The organism is Pseudomonas chlororaphis subsp. piscium, from assembly GCF_003850345.1.
GTDB classification, from domain to species: Bacteria; Pseudomonadota; Gammaproteobacteria; order Pseudomonadales; family Pseudomonadaceae; genus Aquipseudomonas; species Aquipseudomonas piscium.
In genome coordinates this window covers 3212429-3229044 of record NZ_CP027707.1, presented here as the reverse complement: position 1 = coordinate 3229044, position 16616 = coordinate 3212429, and the positions used below count along the sequence as shown (strand labels likewise).

The window sequence follows — 16616 nt, the reverse complement described above, 5'->3', positions numbered from 1 at the left end:
GGCGATGTCGTTGCCGTCACTCGCAAAGCGCTGGAAGCGCCTGCCCGGCCGCCAGAAAACCCTGATCCAGTGGTTGGTTCTGGGCGCGCTGGTCGCCGGTTATTTCATCTGGCAGTACAGCCGGATGCCCGGGGCAATGCTCTATGTGCATAACCAAACTGATCGCCCCATCTTCAGCTACTTCGTCAATGACAACTGGGGAGGCAATGCCACAGCAAACGGCGGAGGCGGAGCAACCTGCTGCTGGCGCATCGAGGGCAAGACACTGAAGGTGGATTGGATCAAGAGCATGACCCGAACACAGTATGAGCAGGGGACTCGGGAAGAAACCCTATCAGTCGAGATCTCTAACCCTCCCCGACAACGCAGTGACCGCTATTTGCATGTGCACTTCTTCCCCGGCGACCAGGTTCGCCTGGCCTGGAGTGCCAACCTGGACACACCTTACGAAAACCTCAAGGAAGCGCCTCCGGTGCCTGCTACCAAGGATCAGGCAGCCAAAGCTCAATGAGTCAGCGATTTTCAGCATCAATCATTAATACGATACGAACTGCCCAACCTGGGCAAAAGAACATGACCGTATGCAGAAACAGGTTCGGACCGACAAGGAGTTTGTTGTGACATCGATTCAATCGCTCAGAAATCGCTGGAAGTCCTTGTCTGGACTACAGAAGACCTTGATCAACGTGTTGGTTGTTGGGGGGCTGATCGCTGCCTATTTCATTTGGCAGTACAGCCGCACGCCAGGAGCCATGCTCTATGGCCACAACCATACGGATCGCCCCATCTTCAGCTATTTCGTCAATGACAACTGGGGAGGGAACGGAGGTATGACCTGCTGTTGGCGCATTGAGGGCAAGGTTCTGAAGGTGGACTGGATCAAAAGTATGACCCGTACCCAATATGAGCAGGGGGCTCGGGAGGAAACCCTTTCGGTCAAACTCCCCAATCCTCCTCGCCAACGCGGCGACCGGTATCTACATGTGCACTTCTTTCCCGGGGACCAAGTCCGTGTGGCTTGGAGCCCCAATCTGGACACGCCTTATGAAAACCTCAAAGAAGCCCCTCCGATGCCTAATACCAAGGATCAGGAAACCACATCCCAATGAGCACCAAAAACTCTGATCTGGCGGCTGCTGCCAGTGCCCGATGTGCCGGCCCGTTCAATAACTCTCATGTCACTACCTGTGAACGAACCTTGCGGATCGGATTTTTTTTCGACGGTTTTGGGCGTCATTTGTTGAAAGACCTGCAATCAGGCCGGGTTAGTAACGTGGGCAAAATGTTCCTGGCCCACCCTATCGATATGCCAAATAAGGAACCCGACCCCAACTTTGCTTATCGCAAGGCCTATATCTCAGGCATGGGCGCGGAGTACATCGCAGACCTGACAGTTACCGCCAATGCCGGCGTGGATACCGCAGGCAGCAAGGCAGCCGATGTGCCCAAGGATGTGGCAAAGGACGAAGGGAAAAAGATCCTCAAGGATGTACTGAAAGGTCGTAACTGGTGGGATCGCTGGAAACGCGACCTGAAGGACCTGGTCAGCGCCCCCCTTAAGGGCCTTAAAATACTGAAGAGCGTAGTGGTCGACGCGGCGTCTGAAGTCATTCCGCCCCTGCGCGACAACCCCATCATGGCTGAGATAGCCAAGACTGGAGCCAATATTCGCATCGATGGCGCCATCGACTACCTGAACGACGAAGTGAGCAAGGTCAAGGCCTTGAGCGGCCCGCCGCTGAAGCGTATCGAACTGTCCGTATACGGCTTCGACTACGGCGCCACCCTGGCCCGAGGCTTTCTGTATCGCCTGCTGGACCGCTGCCTGATCGATGGCGAGAAAGTGGAGTATCAGGGCGCACAGGTGGTAGTGCTGTTCGCCGGCCTGTTCGACGCGGTGGATCGCAGCCGTAGCGATATACCGCTGATCGACGACTATATACCCGTGCCCACCAGTAACGTGCTGGGGGACGCCAATGTCCTGCCCAAGCAGGTCAGGCAGGCGCTGCATCTGGTCGCCGCCCACGAGCGACGCTTTTACCGGCGAGCCAGCCTGCTCGGCAAAGGCAACGCCAAGTGGCGCGAAGAACTGATGCCCGGGGTCAGCGAGGATATCGGTGGCAGCCTGCTGCCCGGCGAGCAGAAACCCAGTGCCGAGCTGGCCCTGGTCAGCCTGCACCGTATGTACCGCGCCGCATTCCAGGCGGGAGTGCCCTTCCCACATATCGAAGACCTGCCAGACATCGATATGAAAACAGCCGGACTGTTCACCTTCAACGACCATATCAACGGCAAGACGGCCCTTGGGCTGGTCAAGAAGTATCAGTCGGCCGCCAAGGCCAGCATTGCCCAGCTGAAAAACCTCAACCTGGGTGATAAAGCGCCCTTCCTCGGCCATATGCGCCTGTATATCCGCTGGCTGGCATCGATCTCGCGCCCTTATGTGCAGCGCCTGCGGGAGATCGGCGAAGAGGAAGATCGCCTGAACGCCAGCCAGTATGCCGCGGGAAATAGCGCCGGAATGTTCAGCCGCCCGGTGGAAACCCCGGAAAAGAGGCAGGCCCGCCTCAAGCGCACCCAGGAACTGCAAACCGAACGCGAGGCGCTCAGGGCAGAGCTGGGCTGGCTGGAAGATGTCGACAGTGAAGCCCGCAGCATGCGCAGCGGGCGGACGCGGGATGGCTACAGGGCCGCCGGCACACCGCAGCAGATGCTGGTGTGGCAGGTGCTGTTGGAGGAGGAATGGTTCAAGGAACAACTGTCGCCATTGCCGGAGGAAGTGAGCCTGTTGTTCGGCCACTTCATTCATGACCAGTTGGTGCAGTCCCTGGCGCAACGCTCAGCCAAGTCGGTGAGCGGACAATGCTACTTCGATATCCGCGGGATCGATCTGCTGGAGAAAGAAGAAGAGGAAGAAAAGGAGAAAGACAAGAAATAAGTGCATTCAATGCCTGCCCGGAGTCGGGCAAGGCGTTGACGACCTGCAAGGCAGGGGCTTCTGTCCCCTGCCTTCAAGCCCCCGCTAACCCCAAATACGCGTTTCTGCGCAAAGCACATTTCGTCGGGCAGTCTCCCTCCCGCACAAATCATTAGCCCCCTACTTAATCTCCGATTAATCCCGCCGCCCAAAACTGTACAGGACCGCGCAGCGCAGAATCCCCTGTCGCCCTCCGCGGCGCGCTCGATAGAGGTTTTGTCGGGCTTATCGGAGAACGCTCATGAACATGCGTATTTTGCTGGTCGGGGCCCTGGCGTTTGCCGGGGTCGTGGGTGTGGCTCAGGCGGACACGGCCCAGGTGCAGCCGGTGCCTTATCACTATGGCATGCCGCTGAAGGTGGCCAAGGTGGTGTCGATGACCGAGCCCGCGACGCCGGAGTGCAAGGTGATCACCGCGGACATGACCTTTATCGACAAGGCGGGCAGGCTGGAAGCCATCAGCTACCGCAAGCTGTCGGACGCCTGCAGTTATCAGAACTGAGGACTGCCCTGCTCTACCCCGCGCCAGGTTGCAGGCAGCTCGGCGATAGTCAGGCAGGGATTTTATTCGCGGTGAGGGTCGAGCTTGCGCCTGGCCCGGGATCTATCCAGGCCAGGCAGGCAACGCAGGCATTGGCAAAGCCGCCGATCAATGAATCCTGGATTTCAGGGTGATGGGCTGGCTGCCCGGATGATTGGCCAGGTCGTAGCGCAGTTCGGCGATCAGGTCGTTGATCTCCCGGCAGCCGTTGAGGCTCGCCGCATCGATACCGGTGACCACCAGGTCCACGCGGTCGGTTTCATGGTCGCCATAGACTTTCACGGTCATGTGCAGGTCGGGGCTCAGGGTGCACTCGCAGCGTTTGGGCAGGAAGCTGCATTCAATGATATTGCGCAGTTCCAAGGCAGATAAGAACATGGCAGATCTCTCCGTTGGTGCAGTGGCCATTCAATGATGGCAAGAATATCGTCTCGGGATTCCACCCCCGAAATACGGCGTACGGCATGACTAAACCTCCCTGGAAGAGAAAGCCATTTATTAGACTAGGCCGTATTGGCGCTTCCACTAAATTCTATTTTGCTCTGAGCAGTGAGGCTTTTTTTCACCCTCGGGCCTGGGATTTTCGTCCGCTGGAGGTCCTTCCTGCGAGCAGGATGCCGGCCTCTCGCCGATAGGGGATGGAACATCAGCATGCCGCCCTTACCAACAACTTAATTCGTTATAAATCATTAATTTATCAATACATATTGAAGTAAAACCTCATATCAGTTACCCCGGCAAAGCCGACCACGGTTTGCATGACCGGGCGTTACCCGGTCAAACTGCCCGGCGTTTCAAACAAGCGGCTCCCTCCATGGAGAGAGCCGTCGATCAACCTGCAAGGAGGCCTTATGCGCTTTTTTCCTGTGTCCACCGCCATCGCTGTGCTGTTGAGCGGTATTTCCACCCTGAGCCATGCGGCCAAGCTCGAAGACGTGGCGCCTTACCCCAAGGCCGAAGACGGTTTTGTGCGTCAGGTGATCCATCTGCCCAAGCAGGCCAAGGAAGAAGACTTCAAGGTCGAGGTGCTGGCCGGCAAGACCCTGACCGTCGACTGCAACCGTCAGCGCCTGGGCGGCACCCTGGAAGAGAAGAACCTTGAAGGCTGGGGCTACCCCTACTATCGCCTGGACAAGGTCAGCGGCCCGATGAGCACCCTGATGGCCTGCCCCGAAGGCACCAGCAAGCAGGCGTTCGTGCCGGTGGTCGGCGAAGGCTTCGTGCTGCGCTATAACAGCAAGCTGCCGATCGTGATCTACGCCCCCAAGGACATCGAAGTGCGCTACCGCCTGTGGTCCGCCTCGGACAAGGTCGAGAAGGCCCGCGCGGAATAATCCAGACCGCGGCGGCTGCATCGCAGGTGATGTAGCCGCTGCCACAGGCTGCGATCGGCTACGCAGTAGCCGCCAGGCCAGGCAACGCGGTGCATCGGGGGTTCGGCTGGCGAGCACTTCGCGCTCGTGCGCAGGCTTCGCCAGCGGCTACATGACACCCGTTAGCCTCACGCCAACGCACCAACGCCCAAGGCCGCGCGCTCGGCCACCTGCCCCAGGCGATCGAAGTTGATATTGGCCCCGGAATCGATGGCCACCAGGGTTTCGCCCTGTACGCCGCTGCGGGCCACGTACTGCTTGATTCCAGCCACCGCCAGTGCTCCCGAGGGCTCGGTGATGGAACGGGTGTCGTCGTAGATGTCCTTCATCGCGCAGCAGAGTTCGTCGTTGCTGACCGTGAGCACCTCGTCGACCAGCAAGCGACACAGCTCGAAACAATGGGCGCCGACCTGTGCCACGGCGACCCCGTCGGCGAAGGTGCCGACACTGGGCAGCAGTACCCTTTCCCCGGCCTGCAACGCCTGCTGCAGGCAGTTGGAGTGCTCGGACTCGACGCCGACGATGCGCACCTCAGGCCGCAGGTATTTCACATAGGCGGCGATGCCGGCGATCAATCCACCACCGCCCACCGGGACGAAGATCGCGTCCAGGCGCCCGGGGTGCTGACGCAGGATCTCCATGCCCACCGTGCCCTGCCCAGCGATCACGTCCGGGTCGTCGAAGGGCGAGACGAAGGTCTGGCCGCTGCCCTCTGCCAGTTGCAGGGCATGGGCCAGGGCAAAGGGAAAACTCTCGCCATGCAGCACCGCCTCGGCGCCACGGCTGCTGACGCCCTGCACTTTCAGCTGCGGCGTGGTAGAGGGCATGACGATGGTCGCCTTGATCCCCAGTTCCCGCGCCGCCAGCGCCACGCCCTGGGCGTGATTGCCGGCGGACGCGGTGATTACCCCGCGGCGCTTTTGCTCGTCACTGAGTTGCACCAGCTTGTTGTAGGCGCCGCGGATCTTGAAGGAAAAGGTCGGTTGCAGGTCCTCGCGCTTGAGCAGCACCTGGTTACCCAGCGCCGCCGACAAGGCCGGCGCCGGCTGCAACGGCGTACGCACCGCCAGGTCGTAGACCGGCGCCGCGAGAATCTTCTTCACGTAGTGCTCAAGCAGGTCCAGTTGCGTGTCTGGCTCGGCGGGATGGTTCATACGGCTCTCCTGGCTGTGTTGAAGGCCCCGGAGACAGAAAGAAAAAACCCGCCTCTAGGGCGGGTTGGGTGCAGTCGTCAGCAAACCCGCCAATCAGGAATGGCGGTAATAATGCTTGGCTGGGAACGCAATGCGGAAAAAGTCATGGCGAGGAAATTAACCGGCGCGCTGCTGGCAAGTCAATGGCCAATTCTTTGAAGCGGCCGCTGGCTGCGCTACTCTCGCGGCTCGCTTATCAGCCCTCATTCAGCAACCAAGGAAGGAAACATGAAGTCTGTCGGATTGCCGTTGATTGCCCTGATCGCCTTTGCCGGCTACACCTTCGCGGTGATGCTGCAGGCGGAACAATCGCTGCTCGAGTTTGGCCTCGGCCTGATGTCCCGCCCCGACACCGCGCAGGTGGTGATCGACCTGTACCTGCTGGCGACCCTGGCCGGCATCTGGATGTACCGGGACGCCCGCTCCCGTGGCCAGTCCGCATTGTCGGTGCTGCCTTACCTGCTGCTGACGGCGGTGTTCGTCTCCATTGGCCCGCTGTTGTATCTGGTGGTTCGTGGCCTTCGTGACCGCAGGTCCGCCAGCCCTGCCCGCCAGCAGGCTTGAACCCGGTCGAGAGATCCCCATTTGCCCACGAATATATGAAACGTATATGCTTCGTATATTTTCAGGAGCATGAATCCCGTGGGCATCGTCAAGATTTCAGATCAGCTGCATGAACAGATCCGCGTCGCCAGCGACGCCATGGATCGCTCCATCAACGCCCAGGCCGAGTTCTGGATCAAGATCGGCCTCTTGGCCGAGCTCAATCCGCACCTGGCCTACAACGACCTGATCAACAAACTGCTGCTGAACAAGAGCGATCTGATCCGGGGGCGCAGCGAATGACCCAGGCCCTGATCAAGACCCCGCAACAACTGGCCCTGATGCGTGAGTCCGGGCGCCTGCTGGCGACGGTGTTCACCTTTCTCGACGACCTGGTCGCGCCCGGCCTTTCGACCATGGAACTGGACACCGCGGTGGAGCGCTTTATCCGCCACGACCTGGGCGCCCGCCCGGCCAGCAAGGGCCAGTACAACTACCCCTACTCGATCAACACCTCGATCAACGAGGTGGTGTGCCATGGCATGCCCCATGAGCAGGCCATTCTCAAGGACGGCGACATCATCAACATCGACATCACCCTGGAAAAGAACGGTTTTATCGCCGACTCCAGCAAGATGTACCTGGTCGGCAACGTCAGCCCCAAGGCCCAGCATCTGGTGAGCACCACCTTCGAGGCGATGTGGCAAGGCATCAAGGTGGTCCGCCCCGGCGCGCGCCTTGGCGATATCGGCCATGCCATCCAGAAGCATGCGGAAACCCGGGGCTACAGCGTGGTGCGCGAATATTGCGGCCATGGCATCGGCCGGCAGATGCACGAAGAACCGCAGATCCTGCATTTCGGTCGCCCCGGTACCGGCCTGGAGCTGCGCGAAGGCATGGTGTTCACCATAGAGCCGATGATCAACCAGGGCAGCGCCCGGGTGCGCGGCCTGAAAGACGGCTGGACTGTGGTCACCCGTGACAACGGCCTGTCGGCGCAGTGGGAACACACGGTGGCGGTGACCCGCGACGGCTATGAGGTGCTGACCCTGCAACCGGCCTGAAACCTCAGGCGCACTTGCCACTGCCCCCGGCCAGGCGCCTGAGACCCAGCACCATCCCCCCTGCCCCCAGCAGCATCGCCACGAGAAACAAGGGGTAGGCAATCCACCAGGGGGTGCCGGCGGTCATCATGCTGAATTCCGACATGCCGCCGATGCTGGCGATCAGGTTCAGGGGCAGGAACACCACGTTGATCAACGTCAGTTTGCGCAGCAGGCTGTTCATGTTGTTGTTCATCAGGTTGCCGCGCGCATCGATCAGCCCGGAAAACACCGTCGAATAGATCTCCGCCTGCTTGTAGCACTGGTTGTTCTCGATGATCAGGTCGTCGATCAGGCCGATGGCCTCGGCGCTGAAATGCGCCTTCTCGGCATGGTTGCGCAGGCGGGTCAGCACCGCGCCGTTGCTGTGAATGGCGTTGATGTAATAGATCAGGCTTTCGCTGAGGTTGAACATCTGGATCAGGTGGCGGTTTTCCATCGAGTCGTTGAACTGCTGCTGCAACTCCCGGGCGACCATCTTGATCACCTTGAGGTGCCCCAGGTAGTGATGGATGTTGTTGGACAGCAGGTCCAGCAGCACATCCAGGGGGCTATTCAAGGCCTGGCGCGCGCCCAGGCCGCTGAGCTGGCTGTCGTCATGGGCAATCACCAGCAGCCGTTGCGGGGAAAACAGCAGTCCGCAGGACGACACCTCGAACGACAGGCTGCCGCCGCCGGAGTAGTTCTCCGGGCGCTTCCAGATCAGGAACAGGTTGTCCGGGTGGAACTCGATGCGCGACACCTCGTCCGGGTCCAGGGCCGAGGCCAGGGCGTGTTCGTCGAGCTTGAAGCCGGTGTGCAGCAGGTCGCGCTCGGCGAGGTCGGGATTGCTGAACAGCATCACCTCGGCGTCCAGGCGTTCCACCGCCAGCAGGCGGCCCTGGCTCAGCTGATAGCTCTTGATCATCGGCCGGTCACCAGGCCTGTCCGCGGCGCTTGAGCTCCAGGCGGCGGACGAACTCCTCGAGCACCAGGGAATACAGATCGTCGCGCAGGTAGGCATCTTCGATGCCGGCGTCCAGGTTGGGGTTGTCGTTGACTTCGATCACCACCACCTTGTCGCCGGACTGTTTCAGGTCGACGCCGTACAGGCCGTCGCCGATCAGGTTGGCGGTCTTCACCGCCAGTTCCACTACCGCCCGCGGCGCCTCGTGGATCGCCAGGGTGCGGCACTCACCGTTGATGTCCTGGCCCTTGGCCTTGTGGTTGTAGATCTGCCAATGGCCCTTGGACATGAAGTACTGGCAGGCGAAGATCGGCTTGCGGTTGAGCACGCCGATGCGCCAGTCGTACTCGGTGTAGAAGAACTCCTGGGCCAGCAGCAACACCGAATGCTCGAACAGTTCGGCGGTGGCCTCCAGCAGCGCCTGCTGGCTCTCGACCTTGATCACCCCGCGGGAGAAACAGCCGTCGGGAATCTTCAGCACCAAAGGGAAGCCCAGGCGCTCGCCGACCCGCTCGAAATCTTCCGGTCGCTCCTTGTAGAGAATCTCGGTGGCGGGCATGCCCAGCTGGTGGCTTTTCAGCAGATCGGTCAGGTAGACCTTGTTGGTGCAGCGCAGGATCGAGGTGGGGTCGTCCATCACCACCAGGCCTTCGCTTTCGGCCTTCTTGGCGAAGCGGTAGGTATGGTTGTCGACGCTGGTGGTCTCGCGGATCAGCAAGCCGTCGTACTCGGCGATCCGCGGGTAATCCTTCTTCTCGATCAGCTCGACGTCGATGCCCAGGCCCTTGCCGACCCGGACAAAATGCTCCAGCGCCTGGGCGTTGGAAGGCGGCAAGGCTTCCTGGGGGTCATGCAGGATCGCCAGGTCATAGCGAGCCAGTCTTTTCGAACGTGGCACGCGCCAGATCTTGCGGCTGAAACTGTCCAGGGAGTGGGCGAATTGATCTTCCTGGTCTTCGCGCAACTTATGTAAGGCACCAGCCTTCACGCCTTCGATATGCCAGCCGTTAGTTCGTTTGAAGTCCACCAGCAATATCGGACAGGGAAAAACTTCGAACAACTGGCGCGCCAACTCCTGCAAGGGTTCGATATGGGTCTTGCCGAAGTAGAGGGTCAGGGTAAAACCTTCGGTATCGCTGTAAAGATGATTGCTCAGGGCCTTTTCCAGGGTTTTATCCAGGTTGTCCAGGGCCAGCCCGTAGAGCGATTTTCGGGTCAGTTCGCTGATGGTGCGCACCGAGGGAATCACCTTGTGCCCCCGCGCCTCGGCCAGCAGCGAACAGTAGTAACCGTGGCCCAGGTACTTGTAGCTGCGGCACAGGTTGATCACCTGGACCCGCTTGCCGGGCTGGGTTTCACGCGTCTGTTCCAAGTACTCCTGGGCGCTGAGGATGTCTTCGCTGGGGAAGTAGGAAGCCCAATCTTCCTTGCGCTCGACAATAATCACCAACTGACTGGAAGTTTCACTCACCGCTGAAAAATAATTAACCGGAGTTATTGTCGCCGGCAGACTTTGCTCGGATACTCCACGCCAATGACCTTGTACCGCTGACATAATGTTTGATCCGTTTAAGAACAAGACCTTTTCTATTAAGCACGAACTTTTCTGAAAGTCTCGTTTCGTTACGCAACTTTTACGGCGGTTATATGGATCTTGTCTTTCGCATTGCCACACCTGAGGATTTGCCCGCGTTAGTGCGACTGGAACAGCAGTGTTTCACCACCGATCGCCTCACCGCGCGCAGCTTCCAGTGGATGATCAGCCGCGCCCATGCGCGCCTGATCGTCGCCGAGCAGGCGGACCAGTTGCTGGGGTACGCCCTGGTGTTGTTCCATCGCGGTACGTCCCTGGCCCGTCTGTACTCCATAGCCACGGCGGTCGAGGCCCGCGGGCTGGGCCTGGGCAAGCGCCTGCTGGAGCGGATCGAGGCCTGCGCGCGGGAGCATGACTGCGCCTACCTGCGGCTGGAGGTGCGCACCGACAACCCGACGGCCATCGCCCTGTACGAGCGCAGCGGCTACCGGCGCTTCGCCGTGCTGCACGACTACTACGAGGACCACACCGATGCCCTGCGCCTGGAAAAGCGCATCCTGCAGCATCGGGAAACCCGCAGTATCAGCGTGCCCTATTACCAGCAGACCACCGACTTCACCTGCGGCCCGGCCTGCCTGCTGATGGCCATGGGCGCGCTGCAACCCGGACGGGCCCTGGAGCGGCGCGAAGAACTGCAGCTGTGGCGCGAGGCGACCACCGTGTTCATGACCTCCGGCCATGGCGGCTGCAGCCCCCAGGGGCTGGCGTTGGCCGCGTGGCGCCGGGGCTTCGGGGTCAGGCTGCAGGTCAATACCCGGGGGCCGCTGTTTCTTGGCGGGGTGCGCGACGAGCATAAAAAAGACGTCATGCGCCTGGTGCACGAGGAGTTCTGCGCAGAGCTGGATAGCAGCGATGTCTTGCAGGTGCTGGGCGGCCCGCTGGACCTGCCAAGGCTGCTGGCCGACGGCGGCCAGCCTCTGGTGCTGATCAGCAGCTACCGCCTGACCCGCTCCAAGGCCCCGCATTGGGTGATGGTCACCGACTGCGACGAGGAGTTCGTCTACCTGCACGATCCCGATGTCGACCACAGCCAGCACCGCCAGCCGATGGATTGCCAGCACCTGCCAGTGAGCCACGGCGAGTTCGCCAAGATGTGCCGTTTCGGCAGCGGCAAGCTGCAGGCGGCGGTGGTCCTCTACCCAGCCACAGTGCCTCTGTAGGAGCGAAGCTTGCTCGCGAAAAAATCCTCGACGATAACGCGTGTTGACAGGATGAATCGCCGCTTCGCGGCTATCGCGAGCAAGCTTCGCTCCTACAGGTGATTACTCCAGGCCGACCTTGTACAGCTTGCCCTTGTCCTCGTCGGTCAGCACATACAGATAGCCGTCCGGCCCCTGGCGCACGTCGCGGATGCGCTCTTTGAGCTCACCCAGCAGGCGCTCCTCGTGGCCCACCTTGTCGCCGTCGAATTGCAGGCGGATCACTTCCTGGGAAGCCAGGGCGCCGATAAACAGGTTATGTTGCCAGGCCTTGAAGCGATCGCTGTCATAGAAGGCCATGCCGCTGATGCCGGGGGATTTCTCCCAGACATGCCGCGGCCCTACGGTGCCCGGAGCGGTCTTGCCCTGGGCTTCGGGAATCGGTGCGCCGGAATAGTTGATGCCATGGGTCGCCAGGGGCCAGCCATAGTTCTTGCCACGCTCGATCAGGTTGATTTCGTCGCCGCCCTTGGGCCCATGCTCGTTCTCCCATAGGGTGCCGCTCCAGGGGTTGAGCGCCGCGCCCTGGGGATTGCGGTGGCCGTAGGACCAGATTTCCGGACGCACGCCCGGCTGACCGACAAAGGGGTTGTCCTCCGGGATCCGGCCGTCCGGATACAGGCGCACGATCTTGCCTTGCAGCTTGTCCAGGTCCTGGGCGGTCGGACGGTCGTTGTTTTCCCCCAGGGTGATGAACAGGTAGCCGTCGCGGTCGAACACCAGGCGCGAACCGAAATGGTTACCGGTGGAGAGCTTGGGCGCCTGGCGGAAAATCACCTGGAAGTCCTTGAGTGTCTTCAGGTCCTCGGACAGCCGCCCGCGCCCTACCGCCGTCCCCGCCGTGCCGCCCTCGCCACCACCTTCGGCATAGGACAGATAGACCAGGCGGTCCTGCTTGAAGTCCGGCGACAACACCACATCCAGCAACCCGCCCTGGCCCTTGGCCCAGACCTGTGGCACGCCGCCCAGGGGCGCCGAGAGCTTGCCATCGGCGCCGACCAGCCGCAGGTTGCCGGGACGTTCGGTCACCAGGATGCCCTGGCGGTCCGGCAGGAACGCCAGGGCCCAGGGGTGGTCCAGGCCCTCGACCACCGGGGTCACGCTCAGCGGGCCCTGCTCGCTCTGCAACTGTTGACGGGTGGCGGCCACCGCGGGTAGCGCGCTGCTCAGGACAAGGCTGGCGCAGACTGTCGCCAAGAGGGTTTTACGCAACATGCACGATTCCTTCTGTCGATAAAAAGGTCCGCCCGGGGCCGGCATCGGCCTCGGGCGGTCAGCGTTTATCGCTGCTGCTGGTTACGGGGTGGGGTCACGGGTGTCGGATCGATGATCCGCGGCTGGGTGATGGTGCGCGGGTAACCGTTGCCGATGCCGCCATTCTCCAGGGTCGGAGGGCGTTGCACCGGTACCGGATTAACCCCACGGACAGCCGGTGCACTGGGCTGGGTGCCCTGCATGCTGTTGGGGTTGGCCCGGCGTATAGGGCTGTTGTAGGGATTGTTGTTGCTGCTGCCGGGCAGGTTCTGTGTCAGCAGCAGGACGGGCGCCGGGTTGCTGTCCGCGTGCGCCTGGGGTGCGGCGAACGCCGCGAGGCTGGCCCCGCTCATCAGGGCGAACACGGCAAGACCGCGAAGCAGGTTGTTCATGGCGACCCTCCTGGATGGCGACGAGTTATCGCATTCGAGTCCAGGCTACGTCGCAGGTTCGGCCTTGTTAATTAAATAATCCGTCAGACATGTAACACGAGTTATCGGCTCGCCCGAGGGAGGCGATACAGATCCCGAAAGCTGCCGCTCAGGCATTTAGGCCAGGCCAGGCCAGGCGGCAGTGGATCACGGCATAGATGGATTGGGAGGCGGTAGGCGCGGACAGGCCTTGAAGGACTTATCGCGGGCAAGCCTCGCGCCTACGCTTGACCGGTAGGAGCAAGGCTTGCCCGCGACAAGGTATCGTCGCTCAGCGGACTCAGATCAGGATGAACAGCAGCAACAGCGTGGCGAAGATCGCCCACTTTTCCAGGTAATAAAGCTTGCGGTTGCGCTTTTTCAGCTCTTTGCCGCGCAGGCGGATCTTGTACAACTTGGTGAAGGCGCGGTTCAGGCCTCCGGTGCGGTCGCCGGCATCGTTGGGCGAGCCGGCGGCGGCCATCACGGTGCGGCTGAACCAGCGGTTGAAGGCGGCGGCCCAGCGGTATTTCATCGGCCGCTCGACGTCGCAGAACAGGATGATGCGGTTCTGTTCGGTGGTGTTTTCCGCGTAGTGGATGTAGGTCTCGTCGAACATCACCGCTTCGCCGTCGCGCCAGTGATACTTCTCACCGTCGACATTGATGTAGCAACCGGCGCTGTTGGGCGTTTCCAGGCCCAGGTGGTAACGGTAGGAACCGGCATAAGGGTCGCGATGGCGCACCAGCTTCGAGCCCGGCGGCAGTTCGGCGAACATCGCCGCCTTGATCGAGCCGATGCTCTGCACCAGCTCGGTGGTCCGCGGGCACAGCTTCATCGCCGAAGGATGGCTGTCGCCGTACCACTTCAGGTAGAAGCGCTTCCAGCCGGTCTTGAAGAACGAGTTGAAGCCGACGTCGTTGTACTGCTCCGAACGCTTGATCTCCCCGGCCTTGAGCAGGCTCTGGCCTTCGGCGCGGATTTCTTCCCAGTGGGCCTGCAGCGGGCTCAGGTCGGGAAAGTCGGCCGGATCGAGAAACGGGCGGTTGGGGATTTTCGAGAACAGATAAAGGAAGCAGTTGATGGGGGCCAGGAAGGTCGAATGATCACTCAGCTGGCGGCCCAGTTTATGGCGCACGCGACCACGCAGGTGCACATACGCGATGGATAAAACGTAAACAGCGGCAATGATGAGTTTCACGGAAATCGTCACATGTCAGAAGAGAACATACTGCGCCCCCATTTGGGCCACCTGGGCCGAGGGGTCATGTGCAGCGTCCGAAAGCGATAAGAGGTCCTGAAGGCACGTCCTTGAGCCCATGCCAATGATGGCATGTGGCAACTGGTCGGCATTTTAGCCACAGTTTGTAACCAAAGGTTAACTCCGATTTGTGAAAATGTGTCCGCCTGCTGTGCCACGACAAAAGTCGCATTGCCCGGGACAAATCTGCAGCGGCGATTTTCACAACGACGGACACTTACCCGCCTGGATGAAAAATCCCTGGTTCGCTGTCATACAACTGCCGGCGCACATATGCGACAATGCGCGCCAAATTCCAACATGACCTCCCACCTTTATTGCTCAGCAACCTGGCCATAGCGTCCAGATGTTGCTGTCTACTTATGCTCGCTGGCTCGACTCTGGCGATGACTGGGGCGAAATGGAAAAGCTCCAAAATGCCCCAGGAATGGCCCAAGAGCCAACACGATGCTCGCAACCCCTTGATAGGTAAAGTAATTGATCTCCACAGCTAACATCACGATGCAGTTCGGCGCCAAGCCGCTATTCGAGAACGTTTCGGTCAAGTTCAACGGCGGCAACCGCTATGGCCTGATCGGCGCCAACGGTTGCGGCAAGTCGACATTCATGAAGATCCTCGGCGGCGACCTCGAGCCGTCCGGCGGCCAGGTCATGCTGGAGCCGAACGTGCGCCTGGGTAAACTGCGCCAGGACCAGTTCGCCTACGAAGAATTCACCGTGATCGACACCGTGATCATGGGTCACGAAGAGCTGTGGAAGGTCAAGGCCGAGCGCGATCGCATCTACTCGCTGCCGGAAATGAGCGAAGAAGACGGCATGGCCGTGGCCGAGCTGGAAACCGACTTCGCCGAGATGGACGGCTACACCGCCGAATCCCGCGCCGGTGAACTGCTGCTGGGCCTGGGCATTCCCCTGGAACAGCATTTCGGCCCGATGACCGAAGTGGCTCCGGGCTGGAAACTGCGGGTCTTGCTGGCCCAGGCACTGTTCTCCGATCCGGAAGTGCTGCTGCTCGACGAACCGACCAACCACCTGGACATCAACACCATCCGCTGGCTGGAAACGATTCTGACGGCGCGTAACAGCACCATGATCATCATTTCCCACGACCGTCACTTCCTCAACAGCGTCTGCACCCACATGGCCGACCTGGACTACGGCGAGCTGCGCCTGTTCCCGGGCAACTACGACGAGTACATGACCGCGGCGACCCAGTCCCGCGAGCAGCTGCTGTCGGACAACGCCAAGAAGAAAGCCCAGATCGCCGAGCTGCAGACCTTCGTCAGCCGCTTCTCCGCCAACGCCTCGAAAGCCAAGCAGGCCACCTCCCGCGCCAAGCAGATCGACAAGATCCAGCTGGCCGAGGTCAAGCCATCGAGCCGCGTCAGCCCGTTCATCCGTTTCGAACAGACCAAGAAGCTGCACCGCCAGGCCGTGACCATCGAGCAGATGTCCAAGGGCTTCGACGGCAAGACCCTGTTCAAGAACTTCAGCTTCACCGTCGAAGCTGGCGAGCGTGTGGCGATCATCGGCCCGAACGGTATCGGCAAGACCACCCTGCTGCGCACCCTGATGGGCGAGCTGACCCCGGACGCCGGTTCGGTGAAGTGGACCGAAAGCGCGGAGCTGGGCTACTACGCCCAGGACCACGCCCATGACTTCGAAGACGACGTCAGCCTGTTCGACTGGATGGGCCAATGGACTCAAGGCGAGCAGATCATTCGCGGCACCCTGGGCCGCATGTTGTTCTCCAACGACGAGATCCTCAAGTCGGTGAAAGTCATCTCCGGTGGTGAACAGGGCCGCATGCTGTTCGGCAAGCTGATCCTGCAAAAGCCCAACGTCCTGGTGATGGACGAACCGACCAACCACCTGGACATGGAATCCATCGAGGCGCTGAACCTGGCGCTGGAAAACTACCCGGGCACCCTGATCTTCGTCAGCCACGACCGTGAGTTCGTATCGTCCCTGGCCACTCGCATCATCGAGCTGAGCCCGAACGGCGTGACCGACTTCAGCGGCACCTATGACGACTACCTGCGCAGCCAGGGCGTGGTGTTCTAAGGAACGCCAGTTGGTTGCCGGTCTGAAAGCCCCGTCCCTGTGACGGGGCTTTTTTTGTGCGGCTATTAAAGGCATCGCGAGCAAACGGGCGTTGACCGACTGCTCCTGCAGCGACGCAAACCGCTTTTTGTAGGAGCGAGCTTGCTCGCGATAGCAGT

Annotated in this window: 16 protein-coding genes and 1 pseudogene; 10 read left to right on the top strand and 7 right to left on the bottom strand. The window is 60.8% G+C overall.

Going from position 1 to position 16616, the window contains the following annotated elements; all coding sequences use genetic code 11:
- Window positions 1-4 precede the first annotated feature (4 nt).
- The 4 genes from C4K38_RS15010 (at window position 5) to C4K38_RS14995 (ending at window position 3479) form a co-directional block, all read left to right on the top strand.
- Window positions 5-511 (top strand): DUF3304 domain-containing protein, encoded by a 507-nt coding sequence (locus C4K38_RS15010; RefSeq protein WP_053279039.1) that lies wholly within the window; start codon window positions 5-7, stop codon window positions 509-511.
- A 70-nt stretch (window positions 512-581) separates the two neighbouring features.
- Window positions 582-1109 carry a DUF3304 domain-containing protein gene (locus C4K38_RS15005; protein WP_081001502.1) on the top strand — a complete coding sequence of 176 codons (528 nt, stop codon included), beginning with the start codon at window positions 582-584 and terminating at the stop codon, window positions 1107-1109.
- A 197-nt stretch (window positions 1110-1306) separates the two neighbouring features.
- Window positions 1307-2938: a T6SS phospholipase effector Tle1-like catalytic domain-containing protein gene (locus C4K38_RS15000; RefSeq protein WP_231998544.1), complete on the top strand. Its 1632-nt coding sequence runs from the start codon at window positions 1307-1309 to the stop codon at window positions 2936-2938.
- Window positions 2939-3218: 280 nt separating this feature from the next.
- A complete protein-coding gene (locus C4K38_RS14995) occupies window positions 3219-3479 on the top strand; it encodes a DUF2790 domain-containing protein (RefSeq protein ID WP_053279038.1) in 261 nt (86 codons plus the stop codon).
- 147 nt (window positions 3480-3626) lie between these two features.
- Here the strand turns inward: C4K38_RS14995 and C4K38_RS14990 are convergent, their stop codons facing one another.
- Window positions 3627-3896: a DUF1652 domain-containing protein gene (locus tag C4K38_RS14990; protein WP_025809011.1), complete on the bottom strand. Its 270-nt coding sequence runs from the start codon at window positions 3894-3896 to the stop codon at window positions 3627-3629.
- A 473-nt stretch (window positions 3897-4369) separates the two neighbouring features.
- Between C4K38_RS14990 and eco the strand changes: the two genes are divergently transcribed.
- Window positions 4370-4852: a serine protease inhibitor ecotin gene (gene eco / locus C4K38_RS14985; protein ID WP_053279037.1), complete on the top strand. Its 483-nt coding sequence runs from the start codon at window positions 4370-4372 to the stop codon at window positions 4850-4852.
- 185 nt (window positions 4853-5037) lie between these two features.
- Here the strand turns inward: eco and ilvA are convergent.
- Window positions 5038-6045 (bottom strand): annotated as a pseudogene (ilvA, locus tag C4K38_RS14980) (threonine ammonia-lyase, biosynthetic); the annotation flags it as partial.
- 267 nt (window positions 6046-6312) lie between these two features.
- Here ilvA and C4K38_RS14975 point away from each other — a divergent pair.
- The 3 genes from C4K38_RS14975 to map all read left to right on the top strand — a co-directional run bounded on the left by C4K38_RS14975 (window position 6313) and on the right by map (window position 7691).
- Window positions 6313-6648, top strand: a complete 336-nt coding sequence (locus tag C4K38_RS14975) for a DUF2834 domain-containing protein (RefSeq protein ID WP_053279036.1) — start codon at window positions 6313-6315, stop codon at window positions 6646-6648.
- A gap of 78 nt (window positions 6649-6726) precedes the next feature.
- Window positions 6727-6930 carry a ParD-like family protein gene (locus tag C4K38_RS14970; protein ID WP_009048910.1) on the top strand — a complete coding sequence of 68 codons (204 nt, stop codon included), beginning with the start codon at window positions 6727-6729 and terminating at the stop codon, window positions 6928-6930.
- Window positions 6927-7691 carry a type I methionyl aminopeptidase gene (gene map, locus C4K38_RS14965; RefSeq protein ID WP_053279035.1) on the top strand — a complete coding sequence of 255 codons (765 nt, stop codon included), beginning with the start codon at window positions 6927-6929 and terminating at the stop codon, window positions 7689-7691. The genes C4K38_RS14970 and map overlap by 4 nt, the downstream gene beginning before the upstream one ends.
- Before the next feature lie 4 nt (window positions 7692-7695).
- Here the strand turns inward: map and C4K38_RS14960 are convergent, their stop codons facing one another.
- Both C4K38_RS14960 and C4K38_RS14955 read right to left on the bottom strand, forming a co-directional pair.
- On the bottom strand, window positions 7696-8637 hold the full coding sequence (locus C4K38_RS14960; RefSeq protein WP_053279034.1) for a magnesium transporter CorA family protein: 942 nt from the start codon (window positions 8635-8637) through the stop codon (window positions 7696-7698).
- Window positions 8638-8644: 7 nt separating this feature from the next.
- A complete protein-coding gene (locus C4K38_RS14955) occupies window positions 8645-10231 on the bottom strand; it encodes a RimK family ATP-grasp domain-containing protein (protein ID WP_053279033.1) in 1587 nt (528 codons plus the stop codon).
- Between the two features lie 92 nt (window positions 10232-10323).
- Between C4K38_RS14955 and C4K38_RS14950 the strand changes: the two genes are divergently transcribed.
- A complete protein-coding gene (locus C4K38_RS14950; RefSeq protein ID WP_053279032.1) occupies window positions 10324-11430 on the top strand; it encodes a GNAT family N-acetyltransferase/peptidase C39 family protein in 1107 nt (368 codons plus the stop codon).
- Window positions 11431-11532: 102 nt separating this feature from the next.
- Here C4K38_RS14950 and C4K38_RS14945 read toward each other — a convergent pair whose 3' ends face one another.
- From C4K38_RS14945 to lpxO, 3 genes are all read right to left on the bottom strand, one after another.
- The gene (locus C4K38_RS14945) at window positions 11533-12684 is read right to left on the bottom strand and encodes a PQQ-dependent sugar dehydrogenase (protein WP_053279031.1); all 1152 of its coding nucleotides are present in this window, start codon (window positions 12682-12684) and stop codon (window positions 11533-11535) included.
- Between the two features lie 65 nt (window positions 12685-12749).
- Window positions 12750-13115 carry a hypothetical protein gene (locus C4K38_RS14940; RefSeq protein WP_053279030.1) on the bottom strand — a complete coding sequence of 122 codons (366 nt, stop codon included), beginning with the start codon at window positions 13113-13115 and terminating at the stop codon, window positions 12750-12752.
- A 319-nt stretch (window positions 13116-13434) separates the two neighbouring features.
- The gene (gene lpxO, locus C4K38_RS14935; RefSeq protein ID WP_053279029.1) at window positions 13435-14334 is read right to left on the bottom strand and encodes a lipid A hydroxylase LpxO; all 900 of its coding nucleotides are present in this window, start codon (window positions 14332-14334) and stop codon (window positions 13435-13437) included.
- 537 nt (window positions 14335-14871) lie between these two features.
- Here lpxO and C4K38_RS14925 point away from each other — a divergent pair.
- Window positions 14872-16458 (top strand): ABC-F family ATPase, encoded by a 1587-nt coding sequence (locus C4K38_RS14925; RefSeq protein WP_009043780.1) that lies wholly within the window; start codon window positions 14872-14874, stop codon window positions 16456-16458.
- Window positions 16459-16616: the final 158 nt, after the last annotated feature.